Raw genomic sequence first — 18,890 nt, forward strand, 5'->3', positions numbered from 1 at the left:
CGTTCGCGAAGCGGCGGGCCGGGCATACCGGATCCCGTACGCGAGGGGTCCGGGACACCGGTCCGGGGTGGCCGAGGGCTTGCGCACGCGGCCTCGCCGCGCGGACCCGCCGGATAGGCTGCCGATCATGCTGATCGCCGCCGCCGTCTGCCCGTGCCCGCCCCTCCTGGTGCCCGAGGTCGCCGCCGGGGCCGCTCCCGAGCTGGACCCACTGCGCGCGGCGTGCGCCGAGGCCATCGCGGTGGTCGCGGCGGCACGGCCGGAGCGGCTGATCGTGGTCGGGCCCGCCGGCCCGGCGGGGCGGGGCACCCACCCCCAGGGCGCGGGCGGCTCCTTCCGCGGCTTCGGAGTGGATCTCGAGGTACGGCTGGGTGGCCGGGCCGTACCGGATGCGTTCCCGGACGCCGTCCCGGATACCGCCTCGGACGCCGTTCCGGATACCGCTTCCGACCAGCGGCGGACGCTGCCGCCGTCGCTCGCCGTCGGTGCCTGGCTCCTGGAACACGCGGGGTGGGACGGCGCCGTGCCGGTCGAGGGGCTGGGTGTGGGGGAACCTCTCGCGGCCGAGCGGTGTAAAGAAGTCGGAAGGGAGCTCGCCGCGGGGGCGGAGCGGCTGGCGCTGCTGGTGATGGCCGATGGCAGCGCATGCCGGACGCTGAAGGCCCCGGGCTATCTCGACGAGCGGGCCGCGGCATTCGACGCCGCGGTGGCGCGGGCGCTGGGGTCGGCCGACCCCGCGGCCCTGGCCGCGCTGGACGAGGAGCTGGCGGAGGAGCTCAAGGCAGCCGGTCGCGCGCCGCTGCACGTGCTCGCGGGGGCGGGTGAGGGGGCGGCGCTGAAGGGGGAGTTGCGGTATGACGAGGCGCCGTACGGCGTGGGGTACTTCGTGGCCGACTGGTCCTAGCCCCGGTCCGCAGCCGGACGCCGGGCCGGGCGCTGCTCCGGGCGCGCGCGGGCGCGGCCACGGGGCGTGGTGCTCCGCGGCCGCGCACCGGCGGGAACCGGGCGGGCGGGGGTCAGACCCCTTCGCCGCCGGAGGTCTTGCCCCCGCCCTGGTCGTCGCTTCGGCCCTTTTCCTTGTGCTCGTGCTCATCCATGCGGGAGAGGCGGTTCAGGGCGTCCTTCGCCTTGCCCGTGCCGGTTTCGATCTTGCCGGTGTACTTGCCCTTGGTCTTGGAGTCGACCGTCTTGGCGGCCTTCTCCAGCCCGCGCTCGATCTTCTCCTCGTGCTGCTGCGCGAAGCTGCCGGCCTTGCCCTTCATGGCACCGGCCTTGGCCTTGAGATTGTCCATCAGGCCCATGGGCCACCTTCCCTCATCGAATGGCTAGGTGCGGGCGTTCTCGCCGGCCTCGCTGTCCGCCGATTCCTCGGCCGACAGCTGCTTGGGGATCCCGGCACCCTCGCTCGCCACGGTCTCCTCTTCGCTCCGCACCGCCTCCGCCGTCTCCTCGGCGGCGGCCGTCCCGGACTCGGGCTCCGCCGTCACGGGGTCGGCCGTGGTCTTCTCGGATGGCGCCCCCTCGGACGAGTGCCCCGCCTCCTTCGACCTACGACGAAACCTGGAAAACACGCCCATATCTACTCCATAGCCTACTCGTGTGGGCGAAATCCCGTGCCGCTCGGAGCGTCCCATTGCAGCGCTCGCGGAGACCGGTTTCCCCGTTCCGGTCCTAGGAATCTCGCAACAGGCAACGAACCCGGCGGTGTCCCGTCACGTCGCTCGTTCGAGGAACCCCTCGGGGGTTTGGGAGACTGGTGCGGTGAATACAGCAGGCCACCCGCCGCGAGTCATCGCCGTCGTCGGCCCCACCGCGGCCGGAAAGTCCGATCTGGGCGTCGCTCTTGCCCGACACCTCGACGGCGAGGTCGTCAACGCCGACTCCATGCAGCTCTACCGCGGCATGGACATCGGCACCGCCAAGCTGACGGAGGAGGAGCGGCAGGGGGTGCCGCACCAGCTCCTGGACATCTGGGACGTCACCCAGGCGGCCAGTGTCGCCGAGTACCAGCGGCTGGCCCGCGCGGAAATGGACCGGCTGCTCGCCGAGGGCCGTACCCCGGTCCTGGTCGGCGGCTCCGGCCTGTACGTCCGCGGTGCCATCGACGCGCTCGACTTCCCGGGCACCGACCCCGCGGTCCGGGCCCGGCTGGAGGCCGAGCTCGAGGAGCACGGCCCGGGAGCCCTGCACGCCCGGCTCGCGGCCGCCGACCCCGAGGCCGGGCGGGCGATCCTGCCCAGCAACGGCCGCCGGGTGGTGCGGGCGCTGGAGGTCATCGAGATCACCGGACGTCCCTTCACCGCCAATCTGCCGGGCCATGAGGCCGTCTACGACACCCTCCAGATCGGGGTCGACGTCGAGCGGCCCGAGCTCGATGAGCGGATCGCCCTGCGGGTGGACCGAATGTGGGAAGCCGGTCTGGTGGAGGAGGTCCGTCGGCTGGAGGAGCTCGGGCTGCGGTCGGGGCGTACGGCCTCCCGGGCGCTGGGTTACCAGCAGGTGCTCGCCGCTCTCGCGGGGGAGTGCACCGAGGGCGAGGCGAGGACCGAGACGGTGCGTGCCACCAAGCGGTTCGCCCGTCGCCAGGACTCCTGGTTCCGCCGGGACCCGCGGGTGCACTGGCTCAGCGGTGCTGTCGAGCGGCGCGCGGAACTGCTGCCGAGCGCGCTCGCGTTGGTTGAACGGGCGGTCACAGCCTGATCACGTGATGGCATCGGGACGCTCCGCTCGTCATTCGGCCCCCCGCGGGCATGCCATCATCGAGCTCCGATCGTGCCGCGGTGTCTGGAGTTGGGAGGGCGTGTGGCGATGGAGGCCGGCCCTCGTGACGCATCACAGCAGGCGCCGCTCGGCGACCCGCGGCCACTGACCACGGACGGTCCCGATGACGCCGGGCCGATCGAGCCGGGAGCCCCGGTCCTCGGCGATCCGGCCCTCGACGACGCGATGCTCGGCGATCCGGTTCTCGACGACTCCGGTGAGCCGGTGTCCGAGGAGTCCTTCAGTGACCTCCGTCCGCCGCGCAGACTGCGGGTCTGGCAGCTCGCGCCCATCGTCGGCCTGGGCATCCTCGGCTCGCTGATGTTCGCCTTCCCGCTCGCCTTCGAGTTCGGCGACGGCGGGGCGGTGGTGGCCATGCTCGGGCTGCTGCTCAGCTGCTGCGCCGCGGGCTGGGGCCTGATGGCGGCCCGCCGGGTGGGCTACACCTGGCCCGGTCTGCCGCCCCGGGGCTCCGGCCGCCGCCCCGACTGGCGCTTCGTGCTGCTCTACGTGGGGATCGTGGCAGTGCTCGCCGCGCTCACGTTCTGGCGGGTCGCCCGCCTCCGCTAGGGCGTGTCCGGCCCGCCGCACCGGGGCCCGGCCGCTGCCGTGTCCGCCCGTCGGGCGCCGGGCGACGCCGTCCGGGGCGCACCCGTAGGATCGAGGGATGAGCACCACGCCCCGGCTGCCCTTCCTCAAGGGGCACGGCACCGAGAACGACTTCGTCATCGTCCCCGATCCGGACGGGCACCTCGACGTGTCCCCGGCCGCCGCCGCCCGGATCTGCGACCGCCGCGCCGGAGTCGGTGCCGACGGGCTGATCCGCGTCGTGCGGTCCTCGGCGCACCCCGAGGCGCGGGAGATGGCCGACCGGGCCGAGTGGTTCATGGACTACCGCAACAGCGACGGCAGCATCGCCGAGATGTGCGGCAACGGCGTGCGCGTCTTCGCCCGCTACCTCCAGCGGGCCGGGCTCGCGGAGGAGGGCGACCTCACGATCGCGACCCGGGCCGGACTGCGCCACGTCCACATCGCCAAGGCATCTGACAGTACGGACGGGGCCGCCGGGGACGGCGAGGGCGCGGTCACCGTCGTCATGGGCAAGGCCCTGCTGCCCGAGCCGGGCCCCGAGGGCGCGATCACCGTCACGGTCGGCGAGCGCAGCTGGCCCGCCCGCCACGTGAACATGGGCAATCCGCACGCCGTCGCGTTCGTCGAGGACCTCGGCCACGCCGGAAACCTGTTCACCGCACCCGCCGTGAGCCCCGCCGCGGCCTATCCGCACGGCACCAACGTCGAGTTCGTCGTGGACCGCGGCCCCCGGCACGTCGCCCTGCGGGTGCACGAGCGCGGCTCCGGTGAGACCCGCTCCTGCGGTACCGGCGCCTGCGCCGTGATGGTGGCCGCCGCGCGCCGCGACGGAGTTGACCCCGCGGTCACCGGACACCCCGTCACCTACACCGTGGACGTGCCCGGAGGGCGCCTTGTCATCAGCGAGCGGCCTGACGGTACGGTGGAGATGACCGGCCCTGCCGTGATCGTCGCCGAGGGGGAGTTCGACGCCGCCTGGCTGGACACGGCCCTCGGCTGACACCTCCCTCGAATGGGTGATCCGTTTCACTCTGGGCGAGAGCCGGTCGGCCGTGCGTGATGGGCTCGATAGCATCAAGCACCGGCCCCGGGGGAGTGCCCACGCCGGTTGACGCTCGACGCCGCCGGAGGTGCCCATGAGCGCAGAGGCCACCGATCACGCCGCTCTCGGCCGCAGGCGCGGCCTCCCCCGCATCGACCTGCGCAATCTCCGCAGGTTCAGCCGGGCGGCCCTGCTGGGGCCGACGGCCCGCGGCCGGCTGCCGGACGCGATCGAGCATGTGGCCAAGGTTCATCGTGCCCATCATCCGGGCGCGGATCTGGACGTTCTGCGCCAGGCGTATGTCCTCGCCGAGTCCTCCCACCGCGGTCAGATGCGGAAAAGTGGTGAGCCGTACATCACACATCCGCTCGCCGTCACGCTGATCCTGGCCGAACTGGGCGCGGAGACCACGACCTTGACGGCGTCTCTGCTCCACGACACGGTCGAGGACACCGAGGTGACCCTCGATCAGGTGGGGGAGCAGTTCGGCGAGGAGGTGCGCTATCTCGTCGACGGTGTCACCAAGTTGGAGAAGGTCGACTACGGGGCGGCGGCCGAGCCCGAGACCTTCCGCAAGATGCTCGTCGCCACCGGCAACGACGTCCGGGTGATGTCCATCAAACTCGCCGACCGGCTGCACAACATGCGCACCCTCGGTGTGATGCGCCCCGAGAAACAGGCCCGCATCGCGAAGGTCACCCGCGATGTGCTGATCCCGCTCGCCGAACGGCTCGGTGTCCAGGCGCTCAAGACCGAGCTGGAGGATCTGGTCTTCGCCATCCTCCACCCCGAGGAGTACACCCGCACCCGTGAGCTCCTCCAGACCCACGCCGGCCGCCCCGACCCGCTGGCCCGCGCCGCGGAGGACGTACGCGGGGTACTGCAGGAGGCGGGCATCAGCGCCGAAGTCCTGGTCCGGCCACGGCACTTCGTATCCGTGCACCGGGTCGGGCGCAAACGCGGCGAACTGACCGGCGCCGATCTGGGGCGGCTGCTGGTTCTCGTCGCCGAGGACGCCGACTGCTACGCGGTCCTCGGCGAACTGCACACCTGTTTCACTCCGGTCATCTCGGAGTTCAAGGACTTCATCGCCGTCCCCAAGTTCAACCTCTACCAGTCGCTCCACACGGCGGTCGCCGGGCGCGGCGGCGATGTGGCCGAAATCCTCATCCGCACCCACCAGATGCACCTGGTGGCGGAGGCCGGGGTGATCGCCCTCGGCAATCCCTACGCCCCCAGCGACACCGCCGACGCCCCGGAGGGCGAGCGGGCCGACCCCACCCGCCCCGGCTGGCTGTCCCGGCTCCTCGACTGGCAGAGCGCCACCCCCGATCCGGACATCTTCTGGACCTCGCTCCGCGACGACCTCGCCCAGGACCGGGAGATCACCGTCTTCCGGTCCGACGGGGGCACCCTCGGTCTGCCCGCGGGCGCCAGCTGTGTGGACGCGGCGTACGCCCAGTTCGGCGAGGACGCCCACGGCTGTATCGGCGCCCGGGTCAACGGCCGCATCGCGACGCTCAGCACGGTGCTGCGCGACGGTGACACGCTCCAGTTGCTGATGGCCCCGGACACCAAGGACGCGGCCTCGCACGGTCCGTCGCCGAAGTGGCTGGACCACGCCCGTACCCCCGCCGCGCGCATCGCCATCAACCGCTGGCTGGCCGCCCATCCGGCCCACCCCGAGCAGCAGACCCAGCAGCCCCGGGACCGCGGCGGGGAACAGCAGGCCGACGGTGAGCAGGACACGGTGTCCCCGACCGCCGGGGTGGTCACCACGGCGGTCGGCGCCGGACGCCGTGAGGCGGGCATCGTCGTCGACCTGCCCGGCGCCACCGTACGGCTCGCCCGCTGCTGTACCCCGGTGCCGCCGGACACGGTCACCGGGTTCGCGGTGCGCGGCGGAGCCGTGACCGTCCACCGTGAGCAGTGCTCGGGCGTGGGGCGGATGATCGCGGCCGGGCGCAGGACCGTCGGGGTGCGGTGGGCGGACGAGGGCGACAGCGAGGGAAGCGGGGACTACCGCGTCACTCTCTTCGCCGAGGCGTTCAGCCGTCCGCATCTGCTCGCCGACCTCACCGAGGCCATCGCCGCCGAGGGCGCCGAGGTGGTCGCCGCCGCCGTCGAGCCGCCCCGTGAGCAGCGGGTCCGGCACACCTACACGCTCCAGCTTTCCGACGCGGGGCGGCTGCCGGTGCTGATGCGGGCGATGCGCAACGTACCCGGCGTCTACGACGTGACGCGCGAGAGCCGGAGCATGGCGGGCACACGCTCCTGACCGCACCCCTCCACGACCGGACCCCGCCCCTCCGCGCCCGTGCCCCCGTGTTCCCGGGCTCCGCGGCTTTCCGCAACTCCTTCGGGTGGATCCGGGTCCGGTGGAACTGCGCCCGTGCCGGGGCGCTGGTAGCCGTAGGGCATGAGCCATTCCCCGGGGCGACGCCCGCGGCCCTCGCCCCGATCCGGGCGCGGCAGGACCGCCCTCGCGGCCGTCTCGGTGGCCGCCGCGCTGATCGCGCTCGGTCCGTCCTCCGCGGTGGGCCGGATCACGGCATCGGGCCGGGGGGACTCCCGGGGACCGAGGGCCCTGGGCATCGGTGATCCGCTGTACCCGAACCTCGGAAACCCCGGGTACGACGTCTCCGCGTACGACCTCGCTTTCGACTACCGGCGCGCGAACCGTCCGCTGGGCGCCGTGACCACGATCTCCGCGCGCGCCACCACCTCGCTGCCCACCATCAATCTCGACTTCGCCGAGGGCAGGGTGCGCTCCGTCCGGGTCAACGGTGCCCCGGCCCGCTTCACCACCGCCGACGAGGACCTGGTGATCACTCCCACCGAGCCGATCGGCGCGGACGACGCCTTCGAGGTCACCGTCCGGCACACCAGCGATCCGCGCGACACGGCGAACGGCGGCTGGGTCCGCACCCGCGACGGTCTCGCCATGGCCAACCAGGCGGACGCCGCCCACCGGGTCTTCCCCTGCAACGACCATCCGTCCGACAAGGCCCGGTTCACCATCCGGGTCACCGCCCCGCGCGACCTGACGGTGGTGGCGGGCGGCCTGCCGCTGGAGCGGGTGCGCAAGGGGGCGCGCACCACCTGGGCGTACCGCCTCGCCCACCCCATGGCCACCGAGCTGGCCCAGGTCTCCATCGGACGCTCCGCCGTCCTGCGCCGCACTGGGCCGCACGGACTGCCGGTGCGCGACGTCGTGCCCGCCGCGGACCGGAAGCGGATGGAGCCCTGGCTGGCGCGCACCCCGGGGCAGCTGGCCTGGATGGAGCGGAAGGCCGGACCGTACCCCTTCGAGACCTACGGTCTGCTGATCGCGGGCGCCAGTACCGGCTTCGAGCTGGAGACACAGACGCTGTCGCTGTTCGAGCGCGGTCTGTTCACCGGCCACGGCCTGCCCCGCTGGTACCTCGAATCGATCATGGTGCATGAGCTGGCGCACCAGTGGTTCGGGGACAGCGTCGCCCCGCGCCGCTGGTCGGACCTGTGGCTCAACGAGGGACACGCCACCTGGTACGAGGCGCTCTACGCGGACGAGCGGGGCAAGGCGAGCCTGGAGCGGCGGATGCGCGAGGCGTACCGGCAGTCCGACGGCTGGCGCGCCGCCGGAGGGCCGCCCGCCGCGCCCAGACCCGCCGAACCCGGCCAGCAGATCGGCATCTTCCGCCCGGTGGTCTACGACGGCAGCGCCCTGGTCCTCTACGCGCTGCGGCAGCACATCGGGCGGGAGGCGTTCGAACGGCTGGAGCGGCAGTGGGTGATCCGGCACCGGGACGGAGTCGCCTCCACCTCGGACTTCACGCGTCTCGCCTCGGAGGTGGCGGGCCGGGACGTGGCCGGATTCCTGAACCCCTGGCTGTACGGGACGAAGACACCGCCGATGCCGGGCCGTCCGACGTGGAAGGCCGCGCCGAGGACCGGGACGGGGACGGGGACGGACGCCAAGGCGGGCCGGAAGGTGCGTACGGGGCCCGGAACCGGGGCGGGGGCGGCGGGCGGAACCGGAGTGGGGGACGGGGTCGGGCGGGGGCACGGGGGCGCCGCGCCCCGCGTCCGCCCGTGAAACCCGAGTGACGCCCCGGCCACCCCGTGGGACCATCGATGGGTCGGCGACGCGACCGGACGCGGGAATCCCGCGGCCCCGTCACGCGTTGTCGAGAGAGAATGTCCCACGACGTAAGGATTCCATTGACCCACTCCTCTTCCCTTCCGCAGGACCGGCAGCGCACCGCCGAGAGCCTTCGGGCCGACGCCCTGATGGAAGAGGACGTCGCCTGGAGTCACGCGATAGACGAGGAGCGTGACGGCGATCAGTACGACCGCTCCGAGCGTGCCGCACTGCGGCGCGTGGTGGGACTCTCCACGGAGCTCGAGGACGTCACCGAGGTCGAGTACCGGCAGCTGCGCCTGGAGCGCGTGGTGCTGGTCGGCGTCTGGACGTCCGGCACGATCCACGACGCGGACAACTCCCTGGCCGAGCTGGCAGCCCTTGCGGAGACCGCGGGCGCGCTGGTGCTCGACGGGGTCATCCAGCGCCGTGGCAAGCCGGATCCGGCCACGTACATCGGCTCCGGCAAAGCCGAGGAACTGCGCGACATCGTGATCGAGACCGGCGCCGACACCGTCGTCTGCGACGGTGAGCTGAGCCCCGGCCAGCTGATCCACCTCGAGGACGTCGTCAAGGTCAAGGTGGTCGACCGCACCGCCCTGATCCTCGATATCTTCGCCCAGCACGCCAAGTCCCGAGAGGGCAAGGCGCAGGTCTCCCTCGCGCAGATGCAGTACATGCTGCCGCGGCTGCGCGGCTGGGGTCAGTCGCTGTCCCGGCAGATGGGTGGTGGTGGCTCCGGCTCCTCGGGCGGCGGTATGGCCACCCGTGGTCCCGGTGAGACCAAGATCGAGACGGACCGGCGCCGCATTCGCGAGAAGATGGCGAAGATGCGCCGCGAGATCGCCGAGATGAAGACCGGCCGTGACATCAAGCGGCAGGAGCGCCGGCGGAACAAGGTCCCCTCGGTCGCCATCGCCGGATACACCAACGCGGGTAAGTCCTCGCTGCTCAACCGGCTGACCGGGGCGGGCGTCCTGGTGGAGAACGCGCTGTTCGCCACCCTGGACCCGACCGTGCGGCGGGCGGAGACGCCCAGCGGGCGGCTCTACACCCTGGCGGACACCGTCGGGTTCGTACGCCATCTGCCGCACCACCTCGTGGAGGCGTTCCGCTCCACCATGGAGGAGGTCGGCGACGCCGATCTGATCGTGCATGTGGTGGATGGTTCGCATCCGGCGCCGGAGGAGCAGCTGGCCGCCGTGCGTGAGGTGATCCGCGAGGTGGGCGCCGTCGAGGTGCCCGAGATCGTGGTGATCAACAAGGCGGATATGGCGGATCCGCTGGTCCTCCAGCGGCTGCTGCGTCTGGAACGGCGGGCGATGGCGGTGTCGGCCCGCACGGGGCAGGGCATCGACGAGCTGCTCGCCGTGATCGACGAGGAGCTGCCGCGGCCGCAGGTCGAGGTGGAGGCCCTGGTGCCCTACACAGAGGGCAAGCTGGTCTCGCGTACGCATGCCGACGGTGAGGTGATCTCCGAGGAGCACACCGCGGAGGGCACGCTGCTCAGGGCGCGGGTGCACGAGGAGCTGGCGGCCGAGCTGAAGCGGTACGCGCCGGCGGCGTCCGCGTCGCAGTAGCCTCCCCGCTCCCCGCTCTCCGCTACGACGAGGGCCCGCCCCCGGATCTTCCGGGGGCGGGCCCTCGCCCGTGTGGCTAATGCGCTGCGCCGGGGAGCGGCCGGTAGGCGTGTGGCGAGGGGGCCCGCCACGCGCCTACCCGCTCACCGGATGCCGCGGGTCAGCGGTTCGCGAACTTCTTGCTCACCGCGTTGTAGACGCCCTTGGCCTCGGGGCCGAGGTGCGGACCGGCCAGCCAGGTGGCGTTGGACGGGCCTATGGAGGTGTTGGACACCAGCGCGGGCTTTCCGTCGGAGCCGGTGGCGACCCAGCCGCCGCCGGACGAACCGGCGGTCATCGTGCAGCCGATGCGGAACATGGTCGGCTGCTTGGCGTCCAGGGACAACCGGCCCGGCTTGTCCGCGCACTGGTTCATCTTCTGGCCGTCGAACGGCGGAGCTGCCGGGTAACCGGTGGCCGTGATGTTCTTGATGGACTTCACCGCCGGGGCGTTGAAGTCGACCGGCAGCGCGCCGCCGACCGTCTCCTCCAGCGACTTGCCGCCGCTGTTCTCCGGCTTCACGTGGATCACCGCGAAGTCGTAGGGAGCGCCCTTGCCGCCGACCGCGGCGCCGTTGTCGATCCACTGCGAGGAGGTCTGCGCCCAGTCGGCCCACCAGACGCCCTTCGGCGCGAGCTCTTCCTTGGTGGCGTTCTTGAGCTCGGCCGCCGACTTACCGGCGTCGTTGTAGGAGGGCACGAACATCAGGTTCTTGTACCAGCCGCCGCCCTTGCCCGCGTGGACACAGTGGCCCGCGGTCCACACCATGTTGGACTTGCCGGGGTGCGCGGGGTCCTTGACCACGGTCGCGGAGCAGACCATCGAACCCTCGGGGCTGTCGAAGAAGACCTTGCCCGCGTAGGGGACCTTGCCGCTGTAGGGGTGACTGACCTCCTTGGCCGTGACCGGCTTCGGGTCCGGGTCGGTCACACCCTGGTCGTCGATGTCACCGTCGTCGACGGGCTGATCGGGCTCCTGCGCGTCCCGCATCCGGTCCGGCTTCCACAGACCCTTGATGATCGGGTTGATGAAGTCACCGGCCTCGCGCAGCCAGTCGTCCTTGTTCCACTTGTTCCAGGCGCCGTTCTTCCACTCGTCGAGGTCGACGCCGAGGTTCTTGAGCCTGTCGTTGAGGTTGTCGGGCAGCTTGATGTCACCCGTGCTCTCCTGGCCCGACGATGCCGGTGCCTTGGACTCGGTCGTGTCGTCCGACGAGTCGCAGGCGGTGGCGGTCAGCGCCAGTACGGCGGTGACGGCGGCCACGGCCAGCGCGGGTCGGCGTGTGGATGGCATCGGTGGAACTCCCCCTGAATGTTCTGAGCTGCTCTGCGCCCGGTGTGGACTTGTCATGCACCGCCCCGACGGCGGGATGGTCTCCCACTATGCCGGTGCCGCCTACGACGGCTGAAGGCGGGTCCGTGGTTCCCGTACGGCAAGGATCTTCGGTCAGCCCGTGATCCCGGGGCTGACCCGTCGTTGGTACGTACGGGGGACTGTCGGAGGGCGTTCAGCAGCAGGAGGACCGTGAGTCATGGCCGTGACCGAGCTCCCGCCGATTCCCCTGCCGGATGGGCCCGGCGGCACCGGAAGTGGAGCCCAGGGCATTCTGCGGCGCCAGGCACTGCGGGAGTCCGCCGCCCGCACCTATGCGCGGGCACTGCCCATCGTGCCGGTGCGTGCGCGGGGGCTGACGATCGAGGGAGCCGACGGCCACCGCTATCTCGACTGTCTCTCCGGCGCGGGGACCCTGGCGCTGGGCCACAACCACCCGGTGGTGCTGGAGGCCATCCGGGGCGTGCTGGACTCGGGTGCGCCGCTCCAGGTCCTGGACCTGGCCACACCGGTCAAGGACGCCTTCACCGAGGAGCTGTTCAGCACTCTGCCGCCCGGACTCGCCCGCCATGCACGGGTGCAGTTCTGCGGCCCGGCGGGCACGGACGCGGTCGAGGCCGCCCTCAAGCTGGTGCGGACCGCCACCGGCCGGGACGGACTGCTGGCCTTCTCCGGTGCCTACCACGGAATGACAGCCGGAGCGCTGGCCGCGTCCGGCGGCGCCCCTTCGGTGAGCACGACCCGGCTGCCCTTCCCCTATGACTACCGCTGTCCCTTCGGTGTGGGCGGGGAGTACGGCGCGGAGCTCTCGGCGCGCTGGACCGAACGGCTCGTCGACGACCCCAAGGGCGGGGTGGGCACCCCGGCCGGGATGATCCTGGAACCGGTGCAGGGCGAGGGCGGTGTGATCCCCGCCCCGGACGGCTGGCTCCGGCGGATGCGGGACATCACCGCGGCCCGTTCCATCCCGCTGATCGTGGACGAGGTGCAGACCGGCGTCGGGCGCACCGGTGCCTTCTGGGCGGTGCAGCACAGCGGTGTGGTGCCCGATGTGATGGTGCTGTCGAAAGCCATCGGCGGCAGCATGCCGCTGGCCGTCGTCGTCTACCACGAGGCGCTGGACGCCTGGCGTCCGGGCGCTCACGCGGGCACCTTCCGCGGCAACCAGCTGGCCATGGCTGCCGGTGCGGCGACCCTCGCATACGTACGGGAGAACCGGCTCGCGGAGCGCGCCGCCGCCCTCGGTGAGCGCATGCTGCACCGTCTGCGCCAACTCGCCGAGCGCTACCCCCATATCGGCGACGTCCGCGGCCGTGGCCTCATGATCGGCCTCGAGCTGGTCGACCCCGAGGCCGAACAGCTTGCAGCCGAACAGCTTGCAGCGGAACGGCCCGAAGCCGCGCGGCCGGGGAGCGGCCGTCCCGGGGCCCGGCCCGCCGCGCCGATGCTCGCGGCGGCAGTCCAGCAGGAGTGTCTGCAGCGTGGCCTGATCGTCGAACTGGGTGGCCGCCACAGCGCGGTGATCCGCCTCCTTCCGCCGCTGACCATCACCGACGAACAGGCCGAAGCGGTGCTCGACCGGCTCGCCGACGCCCTCGACGCCGCGATCCGCACCGCCGGAGCCCCTGGCCTCGGCCCTGGCTCTGGCCTCGGCCCCGGTTCCGAACGGCCTCCCGTCGCATCGCCGTTCGTCGGCGACCACCGGTGACACATCCCGCACCCGTACTCCCGCACCCCCACCGCACCAGCGAAGGAGGCAGGCACCGGGCCCACGGACCGACCGACGTGATGCCCGAGCCGAACCCACCATGCCGCACTCCCTCGGGGGAGACCCCCTTCCTTCCCAGCCGGGACCCCAGCCGGAACCAGAGGCCGGACCCTCGACCGGCCGCGATGCCCCGGACCGCCGTCCCACCCGGCCCGTCCCACCGGCACAGCCAGCCCTGACGGGGACAGTGACCGCGGCGATCCCTCCGCCCCACGGTGGTGCAGCGGAGGGCTCTCCAGCAGGAGCGCCGCCCGCAGGAGCGTCGGGCACCGGAGAGTCAGCCGGCGGTGGGCCGGGAGCCGACGGGGCGCGATCCGAGGGGCCGGGGACGGAGGGGCCGCGTGCCGGGGGGCCGGCGGTCGCCGTGCCGCCGGTGGTTCTGCCGTCCTCCGTCGCGCGGACGGTGGGGGAGGGAGCCGCGATTCCCTCCACAGCGCGGACCACCGCGTCACCGCCGCCACCCGTGCCGCTCACGACGCCGCCCACCGCGGTGCCGCCCCCGGCCCTCGTTCTGCCTCCCGTGCCCGGATCACCGTCTTCCGCGAACCCGGGGGTGGCGGCGGGGACACTGCCGCGCCAGGAGCCGGGTGCTCCAGGCCGAAGCTCCCAGGTGCCCCCGTCCCCGTCCCCGTCCGGACCCCCGTCCCTGGCACCCCTCGCTCCGCGCCCGAGCGCCCTGCGTCCCGGCGGCCGAAGCCTGCCCGCCTCCGGCTGCCTCCCGGTGGTGGCTCCCGACCTGCTCGACGACCCCGATCCACAGGTCGCGGCCGACGCGGCGGGGGTCGAGAACCTGCTGCGCTGCTGGGTCCGGGAGAAGGGCGCCTCATGCCCCGACGGCGGCACGCTCCGCATCCCCCTCGCCGCGAGCGGAACCGTCCTGCTCGTCCCCGTGCGCTACTGGTCGCCCACCGGATGGCACCGCTTCGGGCCGCCGGTGCTGGAGCATGGTCCCCATGACGCACCTTCCGTCGGCGCGGTGACCCTAGCGGCGCTGCTCACCCGTGAAGCCGCCTATGGCGCTCGCCGGGACGACCCCGACGCGGACGGCACCGAACTCGTCGGGCGGGTCGCGGATTCCGTACGGCGCACCGCCGCCTTCCTCGCCCACCGTCGAGCCGTACCGGCCGACCCCGGTGTGCACACCCCCTTTCTCAGCGCGGAGCAGTCCCTCGTCCTCGGTCACCCCCTCCATCCCACCCCGAAGAGCCGCGAGGGCCTCTCCGACAGCGAATCGTCGCTCTGCTCACCGGAGTCGCACGGTTCCTTTCCCCTGCACTGGATCGCGGTGGACCGATCGGCGCTGGTCTGCGAATCGGCTTGGACGGAGCGGGGCCGGACCGTCCCCGCCGAGCGACTGGCCCTCTCCCTCGCGGACAATGGCCTTCAACTTCCGCCCGGAACCATTCCGTTGCCCCTTCATCCCTGGCAGGCCCGTGAGATCAGGCACCGCCCCGCCGTCACCGAACTCTTCGCCGCGGGCGTACTGCATGACCTGGGGCCCTCAGGCGCCCACTGGAGCCCCACGTCCTCGGTGCGCACCGTGTACCGGCCCGGTGCGCCCGCGATGCTCAAACTCTCCCTCGGTCTCCGGATCACCAACTCCCGTCGTGAGAACCTGCGCAAGGAGCTCCACCGTGGTGTGGAGGTCCATCGGCTGCTCCGCAGCGGACTGGCCGAGCAGTGGCGGGCGGCCTTCCCCGGCTTCCCCGGCTTCGACATCGTCAGGGACCCCGCCTGGCTCGCGGTCGACGGGCCGGACGGTGAACCGCTGACCGGAATCGATGTCGCCATCCGGCACAACCCGTTCGGGCCGGGCGACGACGCGGTGTGCGTCGCCGGACTGATCGCCCTCCGGCCCTGGCCGGGCCAGCCGGTGATGCGCTCCCGGCTCGCCCACCTCGTGGCCCGACTCGCCGCCCGCACCGGCCGCTCCGGTGAGGCCGTCGCCGCCGAGTGGTTCCTGCGCTATCTGCACACGGTCGTACGCCCCGTGCTCTGGCTGGACGGAGAGGCCGGTATCGCGCTGGAAGCCCATCAGCAGAACACGCTGGTGCTGCTCGACCCCGACGGCTGGCCCGTCGGCGGCCGCTACCGGGACAACCAGGGCTACTACTTCCGTGAGTCCCGGCGCTCCGAACTCCAACGACGGCTGCCCGGTATCGGGGACCGCAGCGACACCTTCGTCTCCGACGAGGTCACCGACGAGCGGTTCGCCTATTACCTCGGTATCAACAATGTCCTCGGTCTGATCGGGGCGTTCGGATCACAGCGCCTCGTGGACGAGCCCGTCCTGCTGGCCGCGTTCCGCCGCTTCCTCGGCGCCGCGGCGTCCGGTCCCGACCGAACCCGCTCGCCACTGCCCGCACGGCTCCTCGACACACCCACCCTTCGTTGCAAGGCCAATCTCCACACCCGGCTGCACGGCCTGGACGAACTCGTGGGCCCGGTGGATACCCAGTCGGTCTACGTCACCATCACCAACCCCCTTGCCGTATCGGCCGCCGCCGCTGTCCTGCCTGTGCCATGACGTCCCCGAGCGACAAGCGTCTCGCCACCAACTCCCTTCGCAGCGCACCCACGGACACGCCCTCGCACCCAGCCCCACGGCCATGGCCGCACCGCATCACGCTCGCCGCGCCGTGCCGGAGAACCACCACGAGCCTGAGACCCATGAGAGGAGAGCGTCGCCGTGCCGCACACCGACTCCACCACGAGCTCCGAGACCGACGACACCATCGACCTGCGGCTGCGCCAGGAAGAAGAGGACGCCGCACACCTCGGTGACAGGCACCTCGCCGGGGCGGAGACCGACAGCCGTCCGGACCTGCTGGACCAGATCTCCGGGTGGGGCCCCACCAGCACCTCGGCGGGCGCCTTCCAGCTCGTCCCCGTGCGCATCGGGCGTGACCTCCGGCTGATCGCCCAGTGGATGAACGACCCCGCCGTCGCCGCCTTCTGGGAGCTGGACGGTCCCGACGAGGCCACCGCGAGCCACCTGGGCGGCCAGCTCGACGGTGACGGCCGGAGCGTGCCCTGCCTGGGCGTCCTCGACGGGGTGCCCATGAGCTACTGGGAGCTGTACCGCGCCGATCTCGATCCGCTCTCCCGGTACTACCCGGCCCGGCCGCATGACACCGGGATCCATCTCCTCATCGGCAGGGTCAGCGATCGAGGCCAGGGTCTGGGCACCACACTGCTGCGCGCTGCCGCCGATCTCGTCCTCGACCACCGCCCGTCCTGCGCCCGCGTCGTGGCCGAGCCGGATCTGCGCAACACCCCCTCTATCGCGGCCTTCCTCGGAGCGGGTTTCCGTTTCTCAGCGGAGGTGGAACTCCCGGGCAAGCGCGCGGCCCTGATGCTCCGCGACCGTGCCCTGCGCCACCTCCTCTGATCAGCCCTTCTCTGATCCGCCCTGCCCTGATCCGTACTTCGTGCTCCGCCTTCACCCGGGTTGCCTTCCATGATCAGCGTCGCCCTCCCACATCCGGTGACTTCCTGTGACGCATCGGTTCCGCTGTGCGTCTCTGCTTCTGATACACCGCTCACGCCGATTCCGTTCCGCCTCCGCGAAAAGCCCGTCCGGATCCATCGGTCACCGAGCGGACTGGGGAGAGCGATGTCGGTGGTGCCCCGTAGGCTGGCAGCCCTATGACTGAATCGTCCTCGCCTCCCCTCGCCGACCTGCTCCATGCCGCCGTCACCGCTGTCGGCGGCACCGAACGCCCTGGCCAGACCGCTATGGCCGAAGCCGTGGCGGAGGCGATCGACGACAGCTCCCATCTGCTGGTGCAGGCGGGCACCGGCACCGGTAAGTCGCTCGGCTATCTCGTTCCCGCGCTCGCCCAGGGCGAGCGGGTCGTCGTCGCCACGGCGACCCTCGCCCTCCAGCGCCAGCTCGTCGAGCGCGACCTGCCCCGCACCGTCGAGGCACTGCACCCGCTGCTGCGCCGGCGCCCCGAGTTCGCGATGCTCAAGGGCCGTTCGAACTACCTGTGTCTTCACCGTCTCCACGAGGGAGTGCCGCAGGAGGACGCCGACGAGGCCGGTCTGTTCGACCCCTTCGAGGCCGCGGCGCCCACCAGCAAGCTGGGCAAGGACCTGCTGCGGTTGCGCGACTGGGCCGATGAGACCGAGACGGGTGATCGCGACGACCTCACCCCTGGCGTCTCCGACCGTGCCTGGTCACAGGTCTCCGTGACCTCCAGGGAATGTCTGGGCGCGTCCAAATGCGCCTACGGGGCGGAGTGTTTCGCCGAGGCCGCCCGTGAGCGGGCCAAGCTGGCCGAGGTCGTCGTCACCAATCACGCCCTCCTCGCCATCGACGCCATCGAGGGCGCACCCGTGCTGCCCGGTCATGAGGTGCTGATCGTCGACGAGGCCCATGAGCTGGTCTCCCGCGTCACCGGCGTCGCCACCGGCGAGCTCACCCCGGGCCAGGTCAACCGCGCGGTGCGGCGTGCCGCCAAGCTGGTCAACGAGAAGGCGGCGGATGCCCTGCAGACCGCCGCGGAGACCTTCGAGCGTCTGATGGAGCTGGCCCTGCCCGGCCGTCTCGAGGAGATCCCGGAAGATCTCGGCTACGCCCTCATGGCGCTCCGCGACGCGTCGCGCACGGTCATCTCGGCACTGGGCACCACCCGGGACTCCTCCGTCCAGGACGAGGACGCCGTGCGGAAGCAGGCCCTCGGCTCGGTGGAGAGCATCCTCCAGGTGGCCGAGCGGATCGTGGAGGGTTCCGAGTTCGACGTGGTCTGGTACGAGCGCCATGACCGCTTCGGGGCCTCGCTGCGCGTCGCCCCGCTCTCGGTCTCGGGGCTGCTCCGGGAGAAGCTGTTCGAGGACCGCTCGGTGGTGCTCACCTCCGCCACGCTCAAACTCGGCGGGGACTTCAACGGTGTGGCCGCGTCCCTGGGCCTCAAGCCCGAGAGCCCCCAGGACCCCGAGGGTGAGGGGGACGTCGCCCCGCGCTGGAAGGGCCTCGATGTCGGCTCACCGTTCGACTACGCGAAGCAGGGGATCCTCTACGTCGCCAAGCATCTGGCGCAGCCCGGCCGGGAGGGCAGCCGCTCCGACATGCTCGATGAACTCACCCAGCTGGTCGAGGCCGCCGGTGGGCGCACCCTCGGGCTGTTCTCGTCGATGCGGGCTGCGCAGGCGGCGGCCGAGGAGCTGCGGGGTCGTCTGGACGTGCCGATCCTGCTCCAGGGCGAGGAGACTCTCGGCGAGCTGATCCGGGCATTCGCCGCCGATGCGAAGACCTGCCTGTTCGGCACCCTCTCCCTCTGGCAAGGAGTCGATGTGCCGGGCCCCAGCTGTCAGTTGGTGGTCATGGACCGGGTGCCCTTCCCCCGTCCTGACGACCCCCTGATGAGCGCCCGTCAGAAGGCGGTGGAGGAAGCCGGGGGCAATGGCTTCATGGCCGTCGCGGCGACCCACGCCGCGCTGCTGATGGCGCAGGGTGCGGGACGGCTGGTCCGCGCGTCCGGGGACCGTGGCATCGTCGCCGTCCTGGACCCCCGGGTCGAGCGGGCGCGCTACGGCTCGTTCCTGCGGAAGTCCATGCCGGACTTCTGGTACACCACCGACCGCAACCAGGTGCGCCGCTCGCTGGCCGCCATCGATGCCGCGGCCAAGGCCGACGGGGCATGACCAGG

Annotated in this window: 14 protein-coding genes; 11 read left to right on the forward strand and 3 right to left on the reverse strand. The window is 72.0% G+C overall.

What is annotated here, in order from left to right:
- Nucleotides 1-127: 127 nt before the first annotated feature.
- Nucleotides 128-904 (forward strand): class III extradiol dioxygenase subunit B-like domain-containing protein, encoded by a 777-nt coding sequence (locus NMK44_RS00630; RefSeq protein WP_254737133.1) that lies wholly within the window; start codon nucleotides 128-130, stop codon nucleotides 902-904.
- Between the two features lie 112 nt (nucleotides 905-1,016).
- On the opposite strand, the gene NMK44_RS00635 is transcribed toward NMK44_RS00630, so the two are convergent.
- Nucleotides 1,017-1,301, reverse strand: coding sequence for an antitoxin (locus NMK44_RS00635; protein WP_254737134.1), 285 nt, complete (start codon nucleotides 1,299-1,301; stop codon nucleotides 1,017-1,019).
- A 24-nt stretch (nucleotides 1,302-1,325) separates the two neighbouring features.
- Nucleotides 1,326-1,487 carry a gliding motility protein gene (locus NMK44_RS00640; protein WP_254737135.1) on the reverse strand — a complete coding sequence of 54 codons (162 nt, stop codon included), beginning with the start codon at nucleotides 1,485-1,487 and terminating at the stop codon, nucleotides 1,326-1,328.
- Nucleotides 1,488-1,761: 274 nt separating this feature from the next.
- Between NMK44_RS00640 and miaA the strand changes: the two genes are divergently transcribed.
- The 6 genes from miaA to hflX all read left to right on the forward strand — a co-directional run bounded on the left by miaA (nucleotide 1,762) and on the right by hflX (nucleotide 10,096).
- Nucleotides 1,762-2,700: a tRNA (adenosine(37)-N6)-dimethylallyltransferase MiaA gene (gene miaA, locus NMK44_RS00645; RefSeq protein ID WP_254737136.1), complete on the forward strand. Its 939-nt coding sequence runs from the start codon at nucleotides 1,762-1,764 to the stop codon at nucleotides 2,698-2,700.
- 108 nt (nucleotides 2,701-2,808) lie between these two features.
- Nucleotides 2,809-3,330: a hypothetical protein gene (locus NMK44_RS00650; protein ID WP_254737787.1), complete on the forward strand. Its 522-nt coding sequence runs from the start codon at nucleotides 2,809-2,811 to the stop codon at nucleotides 3,328-3,330.
- A gap of 97 nt (nucleotides 3,331-3,427) precedes the next feature.
- On the forward strand, nucleotides 3,428-4,351 hold the full coding sequence (gene dapF / locus NMK44_RS00655) for a diaminopimelate epimerase (protein WP_254737137.1): 924 nt from the start codon (nucleotides 3,428-3,430) through the stop codon (nucleotides 4,349-4,351).
- Between the two features lie 136 nt (nucleotides 4,352-4,487).
- Nucleotides 4,488-6,671: a RelA/SpoT family protein gene (locus tag NMK44_RS00660; RefSeq protein ID WP_254737138.1), complete on the forward strand. Its 2,184-nt coding sequence runs from the start codon at nucleotides 4,488-4,490 to the stop codon at nucleotides 6,669-6,671.
- Nucleotides 6,672-6,812: 141 nt separating this feature from the next.
- Complete coding sequence (locus NMK44_RS00665; protein WP_254737139.1) at nucleotides 6,813-8,471, forward strand: M1 family metallopeptidase; 1,659 nt, start codon at nucleotides 6,813-6,815, stop codon at nucleotides 8,469-8,471.
- Nucleotides 8,472-8,596: 125 nt separating this feature from the next.
- On the forward strand, nucleotides 8,597-10,096 hold the full coding sequence (gene hflX, locus NMK44_RS00670; protein ID WP_254737140.1) for a GTPase HflX: 1,500 nt from the start codon (nucleotides 8,597-8,599) through the stop codon (nucleotides 10,094-10,096).
- Between the two features lie 160 nt (nucleotides 10,097-10,256).
- On the opposite strand, the gene NMK44_RS00675 is transcribed toward hflX, so the two are convergent.
- Complete coding sequence (locus NMK44_RS00675; RefSeq protein WP_254737141.1) at nucleotides 10,257-11,429, reverse strand: trypsin-like serine peptidase; 1,173 nt, start codon at nucleotides 11,427-11,429, stop codon at nucleotides 10,257-10,259.
- Between the two features lie 238 nt (nucleotides 11,430-11,667).
- Here NMK44_RS00675 and NMK44_RS00680 point away from each other — a divergent pair, with 238 nt between their 5' ends.
- From NMK44_RS00680 to NMK44_RS00695, 4 genes are all read left to right on the forward strand, one after another.
- Nucleotides 11,668-13,176: a diaminobutyrate--2-oxoglutarate transaminase family protein gene (locus NMK44_RS00680; protein WP_254737142.1), complete on the forward strand. Its 1,509-nt coding sequence runs from the start codon at nucleotides 11,668-11,670 to the stop codon at nucleotides 13,174-13,176.
- A 523-nt stretch (nucleotides 13,177-13,699) separates the two neighbouring features.
- Nucleotides 13,700-15,763: an IucA/IucC family protein gene (locus NMK44_RS00685; protein WP_428849354.1), complete on the forward strand. Its 2,064-nt coding sequence runs from the start codon at nucleotides 13,700-13,702 to the stop codon at nucleotides 15,761-15,763.
- 162 nt (nucleotides 15,764-15,925) lie between these two features.
- Nucleotides 15,926-16,627, forward strand: coding sequence for a GNAT family N-acetyltransferase (locus NMK44_RS00690; protein ID WP_254737143.1), 702 nt, complete (start codon nucleotides 15,926-15,928; stop codon nucleotides 16,625-16,627).
- Nucleotides 16,628-16,884: 257 nt separating this feature from the next.
- On the forward strand, nucleotides 16,885-18,885 hold the full coding sequence (locus NMK44_RS00695) for an ATP-dependent DNA helicase (protein ID WP_254737144.1): 2,001 nt from the start codon (nucleotides 16,885-16,887) through the stop codon (nucleotides 18,883-18,885).
- Nucleotides 18,886-18,890: the final 5 nt, after the last annotated feature.

The sequence above is a fragment of the Streptomyces cucumeris genome (assembly GCF_024295805.1).
Lineage (GTDB): Bacteria > Actinomycetota > Actinomycetes > Streptomycetales > Streptomycetaceae > Streptomyces > Streptomyces cucumeris.